Source organism: Pseudomonas lini, assembly GCF_001042905.1.
GTDB lineage: Bacteria > Pseudomonadota > Gammaproteobacteria > Pseudomonadales > Pseudomonadaceae > Aquipseudomonas > Aquipseudomonas lini.
This window is the reverse complement of the sequence record NZ_JYLB01000001.1, coordinates 810,073-828,746: the sequence shown is the minus strand read 5'-3', so window position 1 is coordinate 828,746 and position 18,674 is coordinate 810,073. Positions and strand designations below refer to the sequence as shown.

The window sequence follows — 18,674 nt, the reverse complement described above, 5'->3', positions numbered from 1 at the left end:
TCAGGAGCTACCTCAATGTTCGATCAAGTCATGCCACGCTACCTCCCCATCGACACCTACGACGCCGATAACCCGGTGCTCTTCATCAACACCCACAAAGAGCTCAGTGACATGGCCGCCTGCGCCATGCACCGCTTCACCGTGGTTCGCGATTTGACCGACACCTTGTCCAGCCTCAACCTCACAGGTATTTCCGACTGCGACCTGACCCGCATCACCCGTGCGGTGCATCTGCTGATGCGCGAAGGTTGCGCAATACTGGATGTAATTCAGGCTCGGGCGTTGCAGCGGGAGGAGGGGTTCAAGACTGCTGTTTAGCGGTGTAGCGACGGACGCCTTCGCGAGCAAGCCCGCTCCCACACTGAACCGTATCCACCCTGAGAACGCGGCCAAATGTGGGAGCCTGCTCGCGATGGGGCCTCAAGACCGCAGCCTTCGGCAGCTCCTACGCCGACCGGGTACACCCGAGGAGTCAAAGTCGTACGCATATCCGTAGGAGCTGCCGAAGGCTGCGATCTTTTAAAGCAGCCAACGCCTATTGACTGCCTTGCCAAGCAGAATTCAGAAACGGAACGCTTGTCGTCCTACCAGTAGCCATTTGCCTTTCTGTTTTTGCCAGATCTGGAAGTTCTCGATTTCCGTGGGAACGATCTCGGTGCCCTTGATGGCCTGCGCCGAAAAATGATGGCGGACCAACGCCACATCACCCGAGACGGTGATTGTCTGGTTCTGCATCTCTAGCGTTTTAAATGCGCTTTTGCCGGTTTTGATGTCGGCAATGAATTCTTTCTTACCCTGGATTTTTCCGCTGGAATGCCCATAGGTGAGGTTCTCGGCGGTCAGCGCTTGCAGCTGGAGAACGTTCTTGTTCAGCATGGCTTGAGTTAGATGGTCTACCGCTGCGGCAACATCCTTCTCGCCCGGTGAAGGGGCGGCCGCCACGTAGCCGCTGAACAGGCATAAAAAACCGATAAGCAGTTTCACTTTTTTCATGGGTGATACCTTGTTGTTATGGGTGCAAGGACGACAGATGAGTTGTGCATCTCATCTGTCGTCGTACAACTTAGCAGGTTTTTACTGAAGATGCGGAGATGGCATTCAGCAAATGCCAGGGCAGCCGCCCCTCATGGCGTAAACGCGCGCCGATGCGCTGAATTTCAGCCTCACCCTGAACCAGCGCCGCTCTGCTGGTGTGTACCGAATAACTGCCCAGCACCAAATCGTGCGGGTGCTTCACCGCCGAGCCCAGCACGAAAGAGGTGTCGCCGCGCGCCACGAAGTCGATGGCTTGGTCTGACTCCTCGAACACCGCCAGTTCGCCAGCATCGACCGGACCACCCACATCCAGCCGACCGGCATTAACCGCCAGCCACGCCACGTTGTGGCCAGGGGGAGGGGTGTAGCGCCATTGTTCTCCATCTTTCAAGCGCACCACGAGGTAGTTCATGTCGGCAGGTGCCGCAATAGCACTTTTCGCGTCGCCGTAACGTCCGAGCAGCACACGCACCGGGCCTTCTTGCGGGATCTGTGAGGGCGCCAGGTAGAGACTTTCCGCCGGAGAGTTTTCGTGCGAAGCGGGCAGGGCGACCCAGAGCTGGAAGCCCAATATTGAGCCGTCACTGACCGGTGTAGCGTCATGCCACACGCCATTACCGGCACTCATCCACTCCACACCTCCAGTGGGCAGCATGCCGGTTTTGCCCGTGGTGTCTTCGTATGCCACGCCGCCTTCAATCATGTAGGTCAGCGTTGCGATCCCTGAGTGCGGGTGCATGCCGAAACCTTTCTGCCCACCTATAGGCTTGAAGCCGAAGAGATCAAGAAACACAAAAGGCTTCAACAACTGGCCCAAGTCGCCAGGGCTCATCAGCCGCGTGATCGGCCCGTGAGTGCTGCCGGATGTGAGGTGGACGATGGTGCGAGTCTGCGTTGCGACGATGCTGTTCATAGATTTTCCTCAAGTCTTGAGTCGGCCGCTGTTCCCATGGTTCAGCTCGCTGCACCGAGCCAGGCTGCGGGCTTCTGACGCCAAGTCACGAAGGCAGACATCGCCAGCAGCACCAGGGCAGGGGCGGGATTGCCGCCAATCACGAAGAGATGCGTGACCAAGGCACCAGCCATGGTCGCCGTCAGCAGCAACCCCGCGTAAAAGCCCGTGACAGGGACCAGCAGCAATACAGCGCCAACCACCTCAATGGTGCCGGTCAGGTAGCGGAACCATTGACCAACACCGACCGCGTCGAACACCTGGATCATTTGCGGCACGCCGGCCAGTTTGGCGATGCCGGCCGCGGCGAACGTCAAGGCCAGAAAAATGCGAACGCCCCAAAGGATGCGTTTCTGAATAGGGGAGAGGGATGAAGTATTAGTCATGGAAAACGATGTCCTTGCCTGTGGTTTGCGCAGTTAAAGGGCTAACTGCAACGATGCAAGGAGGATAAGCGTGTCCGGATTGATTGATTAGATGGCACAATTGGATTGGGCTCGTCCATTTTTTGCTGGAATTATCGCTTTATGCTCGACTTGAATGACATTGCCTTGTTTGTCCAAGTGGTCCGCAGCGGCAGCTTTGCCGAAGCGGCGCGGCGGCTGGGCATGCCGCCCAACACCGTAAGCCGGCGTGTCCAGCAGCTCGAGACGCAACTCGATACCCGGCTGCTGCAACGCTCCACGCGCAAGCTGACACTCACCTATGCCGGGCAGGCTTTTCACGAGCGTTGTGTGGGTGCGGTGGACGGGCTGATCGAGGCCGGGCATGAGTTAATGACGGGCAGCCAGGAACCCAGCGGCTTGGTGCGTGTTGCGGCGACGGCGGACTTCTTCGACTTCTTCCCGATGGAATGGGTGGCCGATTTTCTCGCTGCTTATCCTCGGGTGCGGCTTGATTTCGTGCTCAGTGATGCCCGTGCCGATTTGATCGCCGAGCGGATCGATGTCGCGTTTCGCGGTGGCCCTCTGCAAGACTCAGGCTACGTCGGGCGTCAGCTCTTCGGCGCAGGCAGCGAGGGGCTGGTGGCGAGTCCTGCCTACATTGCTGCGCGCGGTATGCCCGGTACGCTGCAGGATCTGGTGAATCACGATTGCGTGAGCTTCGGCCACCCCAGTGGTTTAACCACTTGGCGTCTTGGCCGGCCAGATGGCGTGGAGGAAGAGGTGCAAATCGCCAGCCGTTTTAACGGCAACACGGCTCAGGCGCTTCGCAAGGCTACAGTGGCCGGTCTGGGCATCGCGCTGTTACCGCCGACGATTGCCAGGCTCGATCTTCTGGCGGGGCGACTGGTACGGGTGCTGCCACAGTACCAGCGCGCCGGCTTTGGCCTGCACGTGCTTTACCCCAGCCGACAGCATCTGCCGTTGGCGGTATCGGCGTTCATTGAGCTGGTGATGGAGAAGCTGAGGGCGGAGGCATTCCCGGCGCAAGGCGACATTCGTCAGGTCTGACCTTTCCATGCATCAGCAGTGCCGTGCGAAAGCCCTCTATAATGCGCAAGCCTTTGACACAAGTGTATTCAACCACCCGGTACTCCCTTGAAACGCGATCTACGACTTGCCACTTTCCTGATCTTGCTGGTGTGTGTATCGGTGGCGCTGCTGACGGCCTGGCAGATATGGACAGCCCGACAGAACACCTTGAGTGATATCAGAACCGACACATTGAATCTGACCCATGCACTCAACACGTACACCGAGGGCACCTTCAAGCAAAGTGAAGTGCTACTGCTGGGCCTGACAGAAAGGATCGAGAAAGACGGCAGCGGCCCGCAGCAGCTCGAACGGCTGAACATGTTGATTGAGCAAGAGATGGATACACTCCCGCAATTGAATAGCGTGGTGCTGTATGACGCCCAGGGGGACTGGATATTCTCGACCAGCAGGCCGTTTTTACCCAATAGTAACAACGCCGATCGTGCGTTCTTCCAGCATCACCGCGACGTTCCGGATCGCGGCATATTTATCGGCCCGGCGATTCTCAGCCGAGCCACATGTGCTTGGGTGATTTCGGTCAGTCGACGCATCGATCATCCCGATGGAAGTTTTGCCGGGGTGATCGCCGCGACTATCAGCCTCGAGCATTTCCTCAAACTTTATCGAAGCATTCACGTGGGGCAATTCGGCGCGATCAGTCTGACCTCATCCGAAGGGCGCCTGCTGGTGAGGTATCCATTTCAGGTGGAAGACATCGGTCGCGACCTGTCTCACGCGCCAATATTTTCCGAATACCTGCGCAACACTTCATCAGGCACCGTGGACTTTGCTTCGAAAGTCGATGGTACCCATCGCCTCTATGCGTTCAAGAGAAGCGACCAATATCCCTTCGTGACGACGGTAGCGGTGGGGCAGGACGAGGCGATGCAAGCGTGGTTGAGTCAGACAAAACAATCTGTCGCTGTAGTGTTGGTGCTGCTGGGACTCTTGGTCGCGTTGGGGCGCAGGTTGATTTCCCACATCAGCCGGCGGATTCGGGCGGAGAACAAATTGCTTGTCACCCAGACCGCGCTGATCGAGCTTAACCAGTCACTGGAGATTCTCGCCAGCGAGGACAAGCTCACCGGTCTCGCTAACCGCCGTCATTTCGATCAGTTTCTGGATATCGAATTCAAACGCGCCAAGCGACTGGGAAGCCCTTTGTCACTGATTCTGATCGATGTGGATTTTTTCAAACGCTACAACGATCACTACGGACATCTCGCCGGAGACGAATGCCTGCGCGTCATCTGCCAGGCGATTAAGCACTGCGTACGTCGCCCAGGTGACATGACTGCTCGCTATGGCGGAGAAGAAATCGCCGTTGTGATGCCCAATACGGACGAATCAGGAGCTCGCACGGTTGCCGAAGCGATCCTGTCGGATATCGCTGCCGAGCGACTTGCGCACCTGTCGAGCCCGTTCGGTATCGTGACCGTCAGCCTGGGAGTGGCGACGTGTATTGCCAATAGCGACCCTGATGAAAAGGCGCTGATCGACCGGGCAGACCGCGCACTTTACGCGGCAAAGTCGCAGGGTAGAAATCGCTTGAGTGTCGCGTGATCAAGACGCTGATTTGAGTCTCATTGCCCCTGAGCCTGGCTTCTGGAAACAGATCACGTCGCCGTTTTGCCAGAAGCTGTAGTTCCCCCGGTAATCTTTGCCAGTGTATTGGGTGCCCGGTTCCGCAGTGCGCTTTTGATCACTTCATCATCTGCTTGGAACTCCCCGCCAGCCCCCCTCGTCATCTGCAATGAAGCACCACCGCGGACACCCCCGCGGTCACTTCCTGACGTGTTCATTACGAAGGCGATGGATGACATGACTATTCCAGACAGCAGAACCGGACAACCGGATGCCCCTCGGGATCCCGCAGGCTCCGAACAAAACTTTCAGCATTTAAAGGAGGAGGTTACCGAAGCGATAGGCGGTGCACGGCATCAGGCCGATGAGCAGTTCGGCCAGTACCGCGATACCGCAGCGGATCAGATTGAAGCATTGGCCAGAGGCGCCCAGTCAGTCGTTTCCGAGATCAGGACAAACGATACGTTTGGGATGTCCGACTACCTGGCAGACATGGCCGACAGCATGAGCAGCCTGGCGGGAAAACTGCGCAGCAAAAGTGCCGAAGAGCTTCTGCACGATGGCGCTGACCTGGCGCGCGACAATCCGGGGTTGTTCATTGTCGGCAGTATCGCGGTGGGGTTCGGTTTGTCACGATTCCTGAAAGCAGGCACGGCGACCCTGCCGACAACAACCGACCGTGAGTTTGCTTCCCAGAGCAGCACAGCCACGTTCACTGGCGATGGCTCGCAAGGACTTTATGAAACGTCGATGCCGCCCGGAGGCGAGCTGTCGCCCGGGTTGGCCTCTAGCATCACGCCGTCCTCGCCGAGTGCGCCCGACCATCGTGGCGACAGTTTCTCAATGCCGGGGTCCAGCCCCTTCACAGGAGAACGGTGATGAACAGAAACGATCCAGAACTGCAACCCACACCACCCGTCACACCGTCGGTCACGACGGCCGATCATGACGCTTCCGTGGTCGGTTTATTGCGGCAGTTAACTCGGGAAGTACCGGCGTTATTCACCAAGGAGCTGGCGTTGGCCAAGGTGGAATTGCAGGCCAGCCTGACGACATTGAAAGCAGGGATTGCCGGGGTCGCCGGCGGCGCCATTGTGCTGCTCGCCGGGTTCATCATTCTGCTGATGGCGGTCGTCTATGCCTTGAGCCTGGTGATGGCGCCCTGGCTGGCCGCGCTGATTGTCGGCGTCGTGGTGATGGTCATCGGGTTCGTGATGTTGCAGGCAGGCAAAAAACAATTCGAGCCTTCCCACTTCAAGCCTGATCGCACCCTGGACGCGCTGAACAAAGACCAGGAAGCCCTGCGGAGGAAAGTGTCATGAACCGAGAATTCGAAACCGAAGCGGCCAAGAGCCCGGAAACCATCGAGCGTGAAATCGATGCGCAACGGGAGAACATCGGGCATATCGTCGACGCGCTGGAAAGCAAGTTTACCCCCGGCCAGATGTTCGATCAGGCACTGCTGCTGATGCAAAGCAACGGCTCGACCTTCCTGACCAATCTGGGCACCAGTGTGCGCAATAACCCCGTGCCCGCCGTGCTGACCTCGGTCGGGCTGATGTGGTTGATGATGAGCCAGAATCGTCCGCCAACGCCCAGGGAATATCGCGTCGAGCCGGAGGTCGACTGGGCCGATGACTTGGCCGAAGGGCTCACCGATGGCATGGACAGCGCCCGACAGCGTCTGCACGACACCACCGATTCGCTCAAGGACAGCTATCAGGCGGTCAAGGGTAAGGCCGCGCACCTGAGCGACAGCCTGCATGCGAAGACCGATCACCTCAGTCACGCTGTCCATGACACCAGTGATCGCCTGGCGCGCAGGACCCATGAAATGGGCGACCAGTTCAGTCATCTGCTCAAGGAGCAACCACTGATGATGGCCGCGGTCGGTATGGCGGTGGGCGCGTTGCTGGGCGCGGCGCTACCAACCACCGCGACAGAGCGGCGTTATTTGGGCAGGACCAGCGCAAGCCTCACCGGCAAGGTCAAACAGCAAGCACGGGAGGGCTATGAGGCGGTGCGCGAAAAGGTGATGGAAACCACGGAGCCCCACGAGGCAATCGCTGGAGAAACGGGCGAGATGCGCAAGACCACGTCCGAAACCTCAGCCGACCTGTCGCGTGGGTTGGGGACTTCTTGACAGGCATCAGGGCAAGGCGGGAGGTCTGATGCACAGACGTCCCGTCGAGCCCGGTTTGTCGACGCCTTGAACAGGCGGGACTCCAAGATCAGACACCGGTTTTCAAGGACCGTGTGGCTGGCACTATCAAGGATTTGAAACTCACGTTGAGTGACGGAATGACGCTGGAGATTCACCCCGTTTCTGGCACCTGACTCATCGGTGACCAAAAGCTCATGCGTCAGCCTCCACTGATTTTCCAGTGTTTGACGTTATCGGCAAACACCATCTGATGCATTTCGTGGGCGATTCCGTAGGCCAGGGATTCATGCGCCGCAATGACTTTCTCTTCCGCTGAAAGGCAATGAAAAATATCCAGTTTGGTCTCCGCGTGGGCAGTTTCCAGGGCAAAGATTTGCACGTAGCGTGCGAGGTCGTTATCCAGGCTCAAGAGGTATTCGCGCAGGCGTTGATGGTCGACCGAGCTTTGGGGGAAGTACCAATTCATTGGGTGAATCAGAAACCGCGAATGGGGCGCGGTGATCCGTCGGCCGGCGGCGAGGAACATGATGATGCCCATCGACTCGATGTTGCCGGCATTGATCGCGCATAGCGGCACCGGCAGGGATTTAAGGAAGGTATAGAGGGCGAAGCCAAAGTTGGTGCTGCCGCCGCTGGTGGAGAGATTCAGCAGTAAGGATGAGGCGCCTTGGTCGATCGCGTCGAGGCAGCAGTCCCTGAAGCGCTCCATGGTGCCCTGATCAATCTGGCAATGAAAGTGGACGATGTGCTCTGTCATCGACGTACCTCCATACGGGATAAATGTGAGAGCTGATGATTAAGCGTAACTGCTTGAATGATGCCAGACCTCAACGCTCTTTTCTTTCATCAATTTGTATAAGCAAAGCCCATTTTTATACTCATTTAACGCACGCCCATTAGTCGCCGCAGCAGGAGTTTTCCGGAACTAATAACCCCAATCCGTTGGTCGCAAGAATGCCGCATCAGTTCAAACTTTCAACCCCGGAAAACCTCGGAATTAGACGAGCCTACAAAGGTTCGCGAGAAACAATGAGGAGAACGAAAATGGCTAACACCGGTAACAAAAACCCTGGCAATTTTGCCAACGACCCTCAAAAAGCCTCCGAAGCCGGCAAAAAAGGCGGGGAGTCGGGTGGCGGGATGATGAATGATCCGCAACGTCCCTCCGACGCTGGCAAAAAAGGTGGACAGGCCTCAGGGGGCCGTCAATCCAGCGATACCAATCGCTCCGGCAGCGAACAGGGAGGAGGCCGCTCGGGCAACTTTGCCGACGACAAGGATAGAGATGCAGGCAGAAAAGGAGGTGGGCAAAACCCTGGTGGCGGGCAAAATCCCGGCGGCGGGCGTAAACCCTGATGCCGTGTGAAATACATCAAGCCCCGCTTATGGCGGGGCTTGGTTTTATCCAGGTCAGATTCCTGTCGCCTCACGACTCATGATGGGCGCGTGCTGCGCCATCAACTCAGCGACCCAATCAATGAATACGCGCAACTTGAAGCTGATATGCCGGTTCGGCGGAAAGGCCACGTAGATCGGCATCGGATCCAGGCGCCAATCTTCGAACAAACGGACCAACTCACCGCGCGCTTCGTAGGTTTTGGACATGTAGTCTGGCAGCCAAAGCACTCCGAGGCCGGCCAGACCAGCCGCGATGTAGGCGTTGCCATCGTCGACCGCCAACACATAGCGACCCTTGATATGGACACTCTCACTATTGCTGCGCATGGCATAAGGCACGGCTTTGCCTGTGCGTGCCCACAGGAAACCGACGACACGATGATGCGAATCCTCCAGCTCTTGCGGATGCGACGGCGTACCGACGCGCTCCAGGTAGCTCGGCGCCGCAAAAACGCCCAACTGCAGGTCGCCTACCCGTCGGGCCATCAGAGACTGATCGGTGAGTTCGCCGCCGCGTACAACGCAATCTACATTCTCACCGATCATATCGACGATGCGATCGCTGACGCCCATGTCGATCTGGATGTCAGGGTATCGAGCATGAAATGCAGGCAACGCCGGCACCAGAATCATGCTGGCCAACGGGCTGGGCACATCCACTCGCAGCCGGCCCCGGGGCAGGGCCGAGGCGCTGGACAGGCTGGTTTCGGCATCGTCCATGTCGGCTAGCAGCCGTACCACGCGCTCGTAATAGACGGCGCCATCGGCGGTTACATTGACCTTGCGCGTCGTGCGGTTGAGTAATTTGACGCGTAACCGGGCCTCCAACTGCTGCACCAGTTGCGTCACGCTCGTCTTGCTCATATGCAGTGTTTCGGCCGCCTTGGTGAAGCTGCCCGTTTCCACCACCCGAGCAAATGCCAGCATCGCATCGAAACGGTCCAATTCTGCCCCGGATATCTATTGGATTGTTTGGGTTTTACAAACAGTGATGGCTACAGTTGCTCGTTTATCGGGCAGGCACAAGTCCTTAAAGTCTCTTCATCATTAATTGCGGGTCGTCTTTGACCCGTTGCTGGAGGCACTTCATGAGCAAGCGTGATGTTGTTTTTCCGCCCGGACGCCAAGCGCTTTATGAGCGCAATCGCTATTCGCCGGCTATCCGCTCCAATGGCTTTTTATTCGTTTCGGGGCAAGTCGGTAGTACCGAAGACGGCTCACCCGAGCCCGACCTGGAGACTCAGGTTCGGCTCGCGTTCAACAACCTGAATGCGATCCTGGGATCTGCCGGTTGCACCTTCGACGACGTGATTGACATAACGGTCTTCATCGTCGATCCGCAAGAGACGTTCGAAACGATCTGGAAAGTTGTGCCGGAGTTCTGGGGTAACGCACCGCACCCGACATTAACCGCTGTCGGGGTCACGTGGTTGTATGGCTTTGAGTTCGAGATCAAGGTGATCGCCAAGCTTCCTGAAACCATCAAGAGCTGAGCTGACCCGCGATAGCGCGGCGCAACTATTGGGAACCCATTTTTTGTCCCGTGACTCATTCGGTCACGGGACTTTTTTGGCGTGCAGGTTTTGGTGGGCAATGGATCATTCTTTGAGAAGTTACCCCGCCGCGTGACTGACCTGGTCCCTGCTCCTGAAATGCGAGAATTGGTAGGCAATTGCCAACCAAATGAACCATGCAGGCATCACGCACAGTGCAAGACGGGTGTCTGGCCGAAGGGCGAGCAAGCACAGCACAAATGCGAGAAATGCGAGGGAGAACCACGCCATCGGCACGCCTCCAGGCATTTTGTACCGCGATTGCGCATGAAGATCGGGTCTTGCTTTGCGATAAGCGATGTAGGACGCCAGGATGGTCGACCAGGTAAAGATCACCAGGATGGCCGACACTGTCGACACGATGGTAAAGGCGGTCATGACTTCAGGGATGATGAACAGCAGCAGGACCCCCAGCAGCATCAGAAAGGTCGTGAAGGCCAGGCTGATGAGCGGGACACTGTTTTTCGATAGCCGTCTGAAGATACCGGGTGCACTGCCAAGGTCGGCCAGGCCGAACAACATGCGGCTGGACGAGAAGACGCCGCTGTTGGCGGATGACGCCGCAGAGGTCAGCACCACAAAGTTCACAATACCGGCCGCCGCTGGAAAACCCGCGATCAGGAACAGTTCGACAAAAGGACTTTTGTTGGGCGACACCTGCTGCCATGAGGTCACCGCGATGATGCAGACCAGGGACAGAACATAAAAAAGAATGATCCTGAGCGGTATGGAATTGATGGCTTTGGGCAACGTCTTTTCGGGCGACTTGGTTTCGGCGGCCGCAGTGCCGATTAACTCTGTACCCGCGAACGAAAAGATCGCCATCTGAAAGCCAGCGAAGAAGCCGAACAGGCCGTTGGGGAAGGCGGCCTGCATGTCCAGCAGGTGCGTCAGGGAAGCCGTGACTCCCGTGGGTGAGACGAAGGAGGTGGCAATCAGCAGCACACTGACGGAGATCAGCGCGACGACGGCGATTATCTTGATGATCGCGAACCAGAATTCAACCTCGCCGAACAGTTTGACGGTGAGCACATTCAAGGCAAACAGGGTAAGCATCATGCCGATGGCGGGGATCCAGGCCGGTACATCAGGGAACCAGTATTGAAAGAACCCCCCAACGACCACTGCATCTCCCACAACGGCCACGCTCCAGCTCAACCAGTATGACCATCCGAGAAAGAAGGCCGCACGCGGGCCGAGGTAGGCCCCGGCAAAGTCAGCAAAGCTTTTGAAGTTCAGGTTAGATAAAAGCAGCTCTCCCATGGCACGCATGACGAAGTAAACAAAAAGACCGATGATCATATAGATAAGTATGATCGAGGTGCCGGACAGGGCGATGATCTTGCCGGAACCCATGAACAGCCCCGTACCAATGGCGCCGCCCATGGCCATTAGTTGAATGTGGCGATTGCTGAGCGTGCGCTGCAATGCGGGTTGTTCAGTTATTTCATGCGTATCTGATTTCATCACAAAACCTCTTGATTTTATGTTTTTTGAGTTTTGGCAGAGAAATAGTGTGTGTGTTTTATTGTTGTGAGTTCGCCATACATCAGGATGATGGTTCAAACGTTGCAGTATCGGTTAATCAGTAAGGTGTTCGTGGCTCGCCACCTGGTTTGATAGCGAGCTATCGTGTGACTTAACTTGCTGCTCGCTGGTGTTTTTGCGGGGACGATGCTGATGAAAGATCGGAGCTTTCATCAATCAATTGATACAGGTTTTTAATATTGGCCGGCATGGGTACAAGATGGATTTTCTCACCGATCGCGTATTTCCTAGCCTGGTCATACAAATAACGAAGTGAGGAAAAGTCTTCTAGAGCGAATCCCACCGAGTCGAACACTGTGACTTGCGTGTCATGCTCCCGGCCTGGTTCGTTATCCCGAACGATGCGGAAATATTCGATGACAGGATGGTCAGCGTCCAGTTGCTGAATGTCGCCTTCAATGCGCGTCTGCGGTTCAAACTCGACAATGATCCGGGCGTTGCGCAGGATATCGGCATGAAGTTCGGTTTTCCCGGGACAGTCACCGCCAACCGCGTTGATATGCATGCCGGGCTCGATCATGTCGGGCGTCAAGATTGTCGCGTAGGCCTTGTCCGCCGTGACCGTGGTGATGATATCAACGCCTTTGACAGCTTCATGCACCGAGGCGGCTACGGTGACATTAATGCCGGTATAGCTTTCCAGGTTTTGTTTCAATTTCAATGAAGCGGCGCTATCGATATCAAATATCCGCACCTCGTTGATCCCGAGCATTTCATAAAAGGCAATCGCCTGGAATTCGCTCTGGGCGCCATTGCCGATAATGGCCATGCGTGTCGAACCCTTGCGTGCCAGGGACTGGGCTACCAGCGCGGACGTTGCCGCTGTGCGAACCGCGGTGGTCAGGGTGAGTTCGCTGAGGACGGCGGGGTATCCGCTATCGACGTTCGCCAATACACCAAAGGCCATGACTGTCAGCAGGTTGTTGCCAGCATTTCCTGGGTGGCCGTTTACGTATTTGAATGAATACTGTTTGCCGTCGTCAGTCGGCATCAGTTCGATCACCCCGCAAATGGAGTGATTGGCGGTGCGTGGGGATTTATCAAAGTCAGCCCAGCGGCAGTAATCAGCCTTGATGTAGCTGGCCATTTGCGTGATGGCCTGACCAATTCCGATCTTGCCAAAAAGCGTGGCGGCATGATCAACGTCTATGAATAGAGTCATCTATGTTTCTCTCTGAGTTGTAAGTTGAGGGAAGTTGTCTAGGCTGCTGAAACTTAGAATTGTTTGCTCTCATACCCATGAAGTACATTGACCGCATTGATGCCGATCTCATCGACCATGTATCCGCCTTCCATGACGAAGAGTGTCGGTGCGCCGACAGTGGCGATGATTTCACCCATGCCAAAGAAGTCCTGGCTTTCCAGAAGAAAGTGGCTGATCGGATCGTCCTTGAACGTATCGACGCCCAGGGAAATTACCAAGAGTTCAGGCGAGAAGTTACGAAGTTTTTTACAGGCATGGATCAAGGCGTTTTGATAACTATGCCAGGTGGTGTTTTTCGGTAAAGGGTAGTTCAGGTTATAACCCTCACCGGCACCTGCTCCACACTCGGTACTGAAACCCGAGTAATAAGGATAGGAAACCGACGGATCTCCATGCAGGGAAGCAAACATCACATCGTTGCGATCGTAGAATATGTTCTGCGTTCCGTTGCCATGATGGAAGTCGACGTCCAGCACCGCGACACGTTTAGCACCTTGAGTCAGTGCATGTTGCGCGGCAATGGCCGCGTTATTGAGGTAGCAGTAGCCTCCCATGTATTCACGAGCAGCGTGGTGTCCGGGTGGACGACACAGGGCAAAGGCGCTGTTGTGGCCTTCGTTGATCAACGACAGTCCAGTGAGTGCAATGTCCGCGCTGGTTTTGACGGCTTGCCAGGTGGTCGCGGTGATCGGCGAGCCGGCATCCATGGCAAAGAAACCGAGCTTGCCGTCAATGAACGCGGGGACATGTTCATTGGACAAGTCGCGCACCGGCCAGACCAGGGGAAGGGCGTCGTGCTCCCGGCCGGTTGCCGTCCATTCGGACCACGCGGTTTCCAGAAAGGAGACATAGCGCTCACTGTGTGCATTGACGTAGCACGCCCGGTCAAACGTTCGCGGGACGATGATATCGCCGAGCCCAACGTGCTGGACTCGGTCGCGAACGGTATCCGCTCGGCTTGGCTGTTCGAAAGAAGGTTTGAGAACGCCGTCCTTTAATTCGGTCCCATGGTGCAAGCGATGGGAATCGCTGAAAACTGTAAGCATTTATACGCATCCGTCGTGGTGGTCCAGTGCCAATAGTTTGTTCTGGTACGGATGCACTTTCTTTGCTTTTTGTTCTCGCTCTGCTAGCGTAATCGGGATTATTTTCCCGTGGATGGCACCATGCAGAAAAAAAATACCCATCGCGCATTGCTTGACGATACCGACCTTTCCATCCTGGCTTTGTTGCAGGAGGACGCCAGCATTTCCAACGCCGAGTTGAGTGAGCGCCTCTCGCTAAGCCTTACTCCATGCTGGAGGCGGCGCAAGAGATTGGAAGAGGAGGGCGTGATCAAGGATTACCAGGCAAACCTCGATCGAAGGAAGTTGGGGCTGGATATCATGGCGTTCGTGCATATCCGCTTTGCCACGCACACTGACCACACCCCCGAGGCCTTTGAAGCCGTCATCATGCAGCTCCCGGAGGTCTTGTCTTGTCACAAGATAACCGGGGATGCCGATTACCTTCTGCAAGTGTTGGCTCAGGATCTTGATAGCTACAGTGACTTTGTCGAGAGCGTATTGAGGCGACAACTCGGTATCGCCTCTATCCAGTCAAGTCTTGCGTTGCGTGAAGTCAAAACGACCAGTCGTATCGCCATTGCGGGGAGGACAAAGCAGTAAGGGGGTTCTGAAGCGTCCAGCCCGAGAAATTCATTTCCCCTGAGCCTGGCTGCCCGGACTGGCTCCTCTCATTGCATCACATAACGCCCCGGCGCCGACTCAAGTGCCGGGTGTTGCGCGTTCCCGGTGCTCAGCACTGAAGGCTGGCGTTCCCCAGCGTGTTCGGCCAGCCAGACGAACCAGTCGTTCCACCAGCTACCTGGGTGCTGCTGGGCATTCTTGAACCAGGTTTCAGGGTTCTTGGTGACGCGATTGTTGGTCCAGTAATGGCGTTTTTCCTTGGCCGGTGGGTTGATCACCCCCGCGATATGCCCTGAGGCGCCGAGCACGAAACGCTTGGTTCCAGACAGTAGCTCGGTGCTGGCGTAAGCGCTCTTCCATGGCACGATATGGTCGTCATGGGTGGCGAGGATGTACGCCGGGGCATCGATGGCGCGCAGGTCGAGCTTGACCCCGCAGCAATCCAGTTCGCCGGATTTCAGATCGTTTTGCAGATAGGTATGGCGCAGGTACCAGCAGTACATCGGCCCGGGCAGGTTGGTGCTGTCGTTGTTCCAGAACAGCAGGTCAAGGGGTATCGATTTCTGCCCCTTGAGGTATTTGTCGACGTTGTAGTTCCACCACAAGTCATTGGGGCGCAGCAACGAGAATGTATTGCCCATGTCCTCGCCCTTGAACAGGCCGATGGGGCCATTGAGGCCGCCGATGGTGCGCTCGCGATAAGCCACCAATTGCTCGTCGACGAAGATGTCGATGGGGCCGGTATCGAGGTAGTCGAGGAAGGTGGTCAGCAGGCTCACGCTGGCGATCTCTTTGTCGCCACGGGCCGCCAACACGGCCAGCGCCGAGCTCAACAACGTACCACCAATGCAGAATCCCACGCAGTTGGGCCGTTGCTCGCCGCTGATTTCACGGGTCAGCTGCAGCCCTTTGATAATCCCGGTTTCGATCAGGTCATCCCAGGTGGTGCCGGCGTGTTCCTGGTCGAAGTTGCGCCACGACATCAGAAAGACCGGGTGGCCTTGCAGCAACAGGTGGCGAACCATCGAATTGTCGGGGCGCAGGTCGAGGATGTAGTACTTGTTGATTGACGGAGGAACGATAAATACCGGGCGCCGGTACTGGGTTTCGCTTTGCGGATAGTACTGGATGAGCTGGAAGAGTTCGTTCTCGAAGACCACTTCGCCGGGGGTGTTTGCCAGGTCGACACCCACTTTGAACGCGCCGGCGTCGCACTGGCGCATCTTGCCTTCCTGCAGGTCGCTGGCCAGGTGCATCAGGCCTGTGAGCAGGCTGCTTCCTTGGGTGTCAACGACCCGTTGCAGCGCATCGGGGTTACTGGCCAGAAAATTGCTCGGCGCGCCGGCGGCGATGGCTTGTTCCGCCAGATAGAGCAAGCGTTGACGCGGCTTTTTACCGTCGATCGGCAGCTGATCGAGCAGCTTCAGCAGAAAGCCGGCATTGAGCAGATAAAACGCCGCGAGGGAACCGAACAGCGGTTGGCTCCAGTTGCCGCTGGCGAAACGCCGATCTTCGAAGCTGAAGGGCTGACCGGTCAACAGACGCTGGCCGAGTTCACACCATTGTTGCTGGTAGTCCGATTGGAGGCTGTCCAGGGTTTCGCGTGGCAGCTCGAACCAGGCGTTGTAGTCCTGCCCGGTAAACCAGGGATTGGTGCTGACCCAGAGCCTTAATTGTTGCACTGCAAAGGAAGCAATGAACGGAACCTGGCCCGACCAGAGTGTGTTTAAGGTATGCGCGTTGTCCATGGAACTCCTTGCCCACATGAATAAACCGGACGGAAAAAAACGCGGCGCCGGACGTCGGCGCCGCGTCTGATAACTCAGCCTGTGTTTCTAACGCTCGATGACCAGGCTGACGCCCTGACCGCCGCCGATGCACAAGGTGGCCAGACCTTTTTTGCCATCGCGACGGATCAGTTCATGTACCAGCGACACCAGAATCCGCGCGCCTGACGCGCCGATCGGATGACCGAGGGCAATGGCGCCACCGTTGACATTGACCTTGCTCATGTCCCAGCCCAGCTCCTTGCCGACAGCCAGGGACTGCGCGGCGAACGCTTCGTTGGCTTCGATCAGGTCCAGGTCGTCCAGGCTCCAGCCGGCTTTCGTCAAGACCAGACGGGTAGCGGGCACCGGGCCGATGCCCATGATCGACGGGTCCACCCCGACGCTGGCATACGCCTTGATACGCGCAAGCACTGGCAAGTCCAGCGCCAGGGCCTTGGCGGCGCTTGCCAGCATCAACACGGCGGCGCCGTCATTGAGGGTCGACGAGTTGCCCGCGGTCACACTGCCGTTTTTCTGGAACGCGGGTTTGAGGTTGCCCAGTGCCTGGAGCGTGCTGTCTGGACGCGGCTGTTCATCGGTGTCGAAGACCAGCGGCTCGCCCTTGCGCTGGGGAATCGGGATCGGGGTGATTTCACCCTTGAAGTAACCCGCCTCGATGGCGGCGGAGGCCTTCTGTTGCGAGGCCGCCGCGAAGGCGTCCTGATCTTCGCGACTGATACTGTATTGATTCGCCAGATTCTCGGCAGTGATGCCCATGTGGTAGTCGTTGAAGGCATCCCACAAACCATCCTGAATCACGCTGTCTTGCAGTTGCGCATGTCCCAGACGCAGGCCAGTGCGCGCCTTGGGCAGAACATAGGGCGCCAGGCTCATGTTTTCCTGACCGCCGGCAATCACCAGTTCGGCGTCGCCGCAACGGATCGCCTGAACCGCGAGCTGGACCGCCTTGAGGCCTGAACCGCAGACTTTGTTCAGGGTCAGGGCAGGGGTGGTATGGGGCAGGCCGGCCTTGATTGCGGTTTGGCGTGCCGGGTTTTGCCCCGAGCCTGCAGTCAGCACCTGGCCGAGGATGACTTCATCAATCTGCGCAGCGTCGATCCCGGTCTGTTCGAGCAGGCGACGAATCACCGCCGCGCCCAATTCGGTGGCTGGGATGGCGGACAGTGAACCTTGAAAACTGCCAATGGCGGTGCGAGTAGCGGCAACGATTACGACTTCGTTCATGCATGACCTCATCAAAATTTTGTCGAGCGGGAGCAGGGCATCAATGCCCTGACAGGCTTACTGCATGTTCATGCCGCCGTTGACCGAGAAGTCGGCACCGGTGCTGTAGGCCGATTCATCGGACGCCAGCCAGGCGACGATCGAAGCGATTTCTTCGGGTTGGCCAAGGCGCCCGACCGGTGTGGCTGCGATCATGGTCTCGAGAATGTCCGGGCGGATGGCCGCGGTCATGCTGGTCTGGATGTAGCCGGGCGATACGGTATTGACGGTCACGCCCTTGCCCGAGACTTCCCGGGCCAGTGCCATGGTGAAGCCATGGATACCGGCTTTGGCCGCGCTGTAATTGGTCTGGCCGAACTGGCCGCGCTGACCGTTGATCGAAGAGATGTTGATGACCCTTCCCCAGCCCTTGGCCAACATGCCTTCAATCACCTGCTTGGTAGTGTTGAACAAGCCACTGAGGTTGGTCCCGATCACCGCGTTCCAGTCTTCTGGAGTGAGTTTGCGAAAGGACGCGTCCCGAGTGATGCCGGCGTTATTGACCAGCACATCGATCGGGCCGAATTGTTCTCTTGCCATCTCGAAGGCCTTGCGGGTCGACTCCCAATCGGTGATGTCGCCAAAGATGCATTCGAACTCATAACCCGCTGCCAATTGGGTCGCTATCCATTCGTTCTTGCGGGCGGAATCCGAGCTGCAGCCGACGATGACCTTGAATCCTTCCTTGTACAGGCGTTGGCTTATCGCAGTGCCAATCCCACCCATACCACCCGTGACCAACGCAATACGACCAAGCGACTTCATACAATCCATTCCTTTCTTTGTTTTGCGTTGCAAGATAGGGGATTGTTCGGCATTGGCCGGGTGTACGGAAGTGTTGAGAGGTGACTGTCTGGTGTCCAACGGTGCCATGCCCCGGTGAATGCCGGGTGGCGAAAAACGCGGGTTACCTATACTGGGATCAATATTGGCAACTGAAGAACCCGTTAGTCTTTGATTCATCGCAGATCAGTTATGGCTCTGGACAGGATGTTCGGTTCCACAGGTCATTGAGGA

The 18,674-nt window shown here is 57.0% G+C and carries 20 protein-coding genes; 9 read left to right on the top strand and 11 right to left on the bottom strand.

The features are described 5' to 3' along the window. The first annotated feature begins 15 nt into the window (after positions 1–15). Positions 16–318, top strand: coding sequence for a hypothetical protein (locus TU81_RS03650; protein ID WP_038983316.1), 303 nt, complete (start codon positions 16–18; stop codon positions 316–318). 243 nt (positions 319–561) lie between these two features. Here the strand turns inward: TU81_RS03650 and TU81_RS03645 are convergent, their stop codons facing one another. The 3 genes from TU81_RS03645 to TU81_RS03635 form a co-directional block, all read right to left on the bottom strand. Further along, on the bottom strand, positions 562–993 hold the full coding sequence (locus tag TU81_RS03645) for a nuclear transport factor 2 family protein (protein WP_048393432.1): 432 nt from the start codon (positions 991–993) through the stop codon (positions 562–564). 70 nt (positions 994–1,063) lie between these two features. Further along, positions 1,064–1,948, bottom strand: coding sequence for a pirin family protein (locus tag TU81_RS03640; protein ID WP_048393430.1), 885 nt, complete (start codon positions 1,946–1,948; stop codon positions 1,064–1,066). Between the two features lie 41 nt (positions 1,949–1,989). Next, complete coding sequence (locus tag TU81_RS03635) at positions 1,990–2,373, bottom strand: DoxX family protein (protein ID WP_038983314.1); 384 nt, start codon at positions 2,371–2,373, stop codon at positions 1,990–1,992. 141 nt (positions 2,374–2,514) lie between these two features. Here TU81_RS03635 and TU81_RS03630 point away from each other — a divergent pair, with 141 nt between their 5' ends. The 5 genes from TU81_RS03630 (at position 2,515) to TU81_RS03605 (ending at position 7,192) form a co-directional block, all read left to right on the top strand. Further along, positions 2,515–3,441 (top strand): LysR family transcriptional regulator, encoded by a 927-nt coding sequence (locus TU81_RS03630; RefSeq protein WP_038983313.1) that lies wholly within the window; start codon positions 2,515–2,517, stop codon positions 3,439–3,441. 87 nt (positions 3,442–3,528) lie between these two features. Continuing rightward, complete coding sequence (locus TU81_RS03625) at positions 3,529–5,028, top strand: sensor domain-containing diguanylate cyclase (protein ID WP_038983312.1); 1,500 nt, start codon at positions 3,529–3,531, stop codon at positions 5,026–5,028. Positions 5,029–5,286: 258 nt separating this feature from the next. Then, positions 5,287–5,928 carry a hypothetical protein gene (locus tag TU81_RS03615; protein ID WP_038983311.1) on the top strand — a complete coding sequence of 214 codons (642 nt, stop codon included), beginning with the start codon at positions 5,287–5,289 and terminating at the stop codon, positions 5,926–5,928. Continuing rightward, positions 5,928–6,371 carry a phage holin family protein gene (locus TU81_RS03610; RefSeq protein ID WP_048393427.1) on the top strand — a complete coding sequence of 148 codons (444 nt, stop codon included), beginning with the start codon at positions 5,928–5,930 and terminating at the stop codon, positions 6,369–6,371. Before TU81_RS03615 ends, TU81_RS03610 begins: the two co-directional genes overlap by 1 nt. Continuing rightward, positions 6,368–7,192, top strand: coding sequence for a DUF3618 domain-containing protein (locus tag TU81_RS03605; protein WP_048393425.1), 825 nt, complete (start codon positions 6,368–6,370; stop codon positions 7,190–7,192). Before TU81_RS03610 ends, TU81_RS03605 begins: the two co-directional genes overlap by 4 nt. Before the next feature lie 220 nt (positions 7,193–7,412). Here TU81_RS03605 and TU81_RS03600 read toward each other — a convergent pair whose 3' ends face one another. Next, the gene (locus TU81_RS03600; protein WP_038983309.1) at positions 7,413–7,970 is read right to left on the bottom strand and encodes an ATP-dependent Clp protease proteolytic subunit; all 558 of its coding nucleotides are present in this window, start codon (positions 7,968–7,970) and stop codon (positions 7,413–7,415) included. A 287-nt stretch (positions 7,971–8,257) separates the two neighbouring features. Between TU81_RS03600 and TU81_RS03595 the strand changes: the two genes are divergently transcribed. Then, positions 8,258–8,569: a KGG domain-containing protein gene (locus tag TU81_RS03595; protein ID WP_080772138.1), complete on the top strand. Its 312-nt coding sequence runs from the start codon at positions 8,258–8,260 to the stop codon at positions 8,567–8,569. 54 nt (positions 8,570–8,623) lie between these two features. Here TU81_RS03595 and TU81_RS03590 read toward each other — a convergent pair whose 3' ends face one another. Next, the gene (locus tag TU81_RS03590) at positions 8,624–9,556 is read right to left on the bottom strand and encodes a LysR family transcriptional regulator (protein WP_038983307.1); all 933 of its coding nucleotides are present in this window, start codon (positions 9,554–9,556) and stop codon (positions 8,624–8,626) included. Positions 9,557–9,699: 143 nt separating this feature from the next. On the opposite strand from TU81_RS03590, the gene TU81_RS03585 reads away from it, so the two are divergent. Continuing rightward, positions 9,700–10,104 (top strand): RidA family protein, encoded by a 405-nt coding sequence (locus TU81_RS03585; protein WP_048393421.1) that lies wholly within the window; start codon positions 9,700–9,702, stop codon positions 10,102–10,104. Between the two features lie 120 nt (positions 10,105–10,224). Here TU81_RS03585 and TU81_RS03580 read toward each other — a convergent pair whose 3' ends face one another. The 3 genes from TU81_RS03580 to TU81_RS03570 form a co-directional block, all read right to left on the bottom strand. Then, the gene (locus tag TU81_RS03580; RefSeq protein ID WP_048393420.1) at positions 10,225–11,631 is read right to left on the bottom strand and encodes an amino acid permease; all 1,407 of its coding nucleotides are present in this window, start codon (positions 11,629–11,631) and stop codon (positions 10,225–10,227) included. Positions 11,632–11,803: 172 nt separating this feature from the next. Continuing rightward, the gene (locus TU81_RS03575) at positions 11,804–12,874 is read right to left on the bottom strand and encodes an ornithine cyclodeaminase (RefSeq protein WP_048393418.1); all 1,071 of its coding nucleotides are present in this window, start codon (positions 12,872–12,874) and stop codon (positions 11,804–11,806) included. A gap of 53 nt (positions 12,875–12,927) precedes the next feature. Further along, positions 12,928–13,962, bottom strand: coding sequence for a histone deacetylase family protein (locus TU81_RS03570; RefSeq protein WP_048393414.1), 1,035 nt, complete (start codon positions 13,960–13,962; stop codon positions 12,928–12,930). 120 nt (positions 13,963–14,082) lie between these two features. On the opposite strand from TU81_RS03570, the gene TU81_RS03565 reads away from it, so the two are divergent. Next, positions 14,083–14,583, top strand: coding sequence for an Lrp/AsnC family transcriptional regulator (locus TU81_RS03565; RefSeq protein WP_048393412.1), 501 nt, complete (start codon positions 14,083–14,085; stop codon positions 14,581–14,583). 68 nt (positions 14,584–14,651) lie between these two features. Here TU81_RS03565 and phaC read toward each other — a convergent pair whose 3' ends face one another. The 3 genes from phaC to phbB form a co-directional block, all read right to left on the bottom strand. After that, a complete protein-coding gene (gene phaC / locus TU81_RS03560; RefSeq protein WP_038983301.1) occupies positions 14,652–16,352 on the bottom strand; it encodes a class I poly(R)-hydroxyalkanoic acid synthase in 1,701 nt (566 codons plus the stop codon). An 87-nt stretch (positions 16,353–16,439) separates the two neighbouring features. Continuing rightward, entirely contained in the window at positions 16,440–17,618 is a 1,179-nt protein-coding gene (locus tag TU81_RS03555; RefSeq protein ID WP_048393410.1) for an acetyl-CoA C-acetyltransferase, read from the bottom strand. A gap of 57 nt (positions 17,619–17,675) precedes the next feature. Next, entirely contained in the window at positions 17,676–18,422 is a 747-nt protein-coding gene (gene phbB, locus TU81_RS03550) for an acetoacetyl-CoA reductase (protein ID WP_038983299.1), read from the bottom strand. Positions 18,423–18,674: the final 252 nt, after the last annotated feature.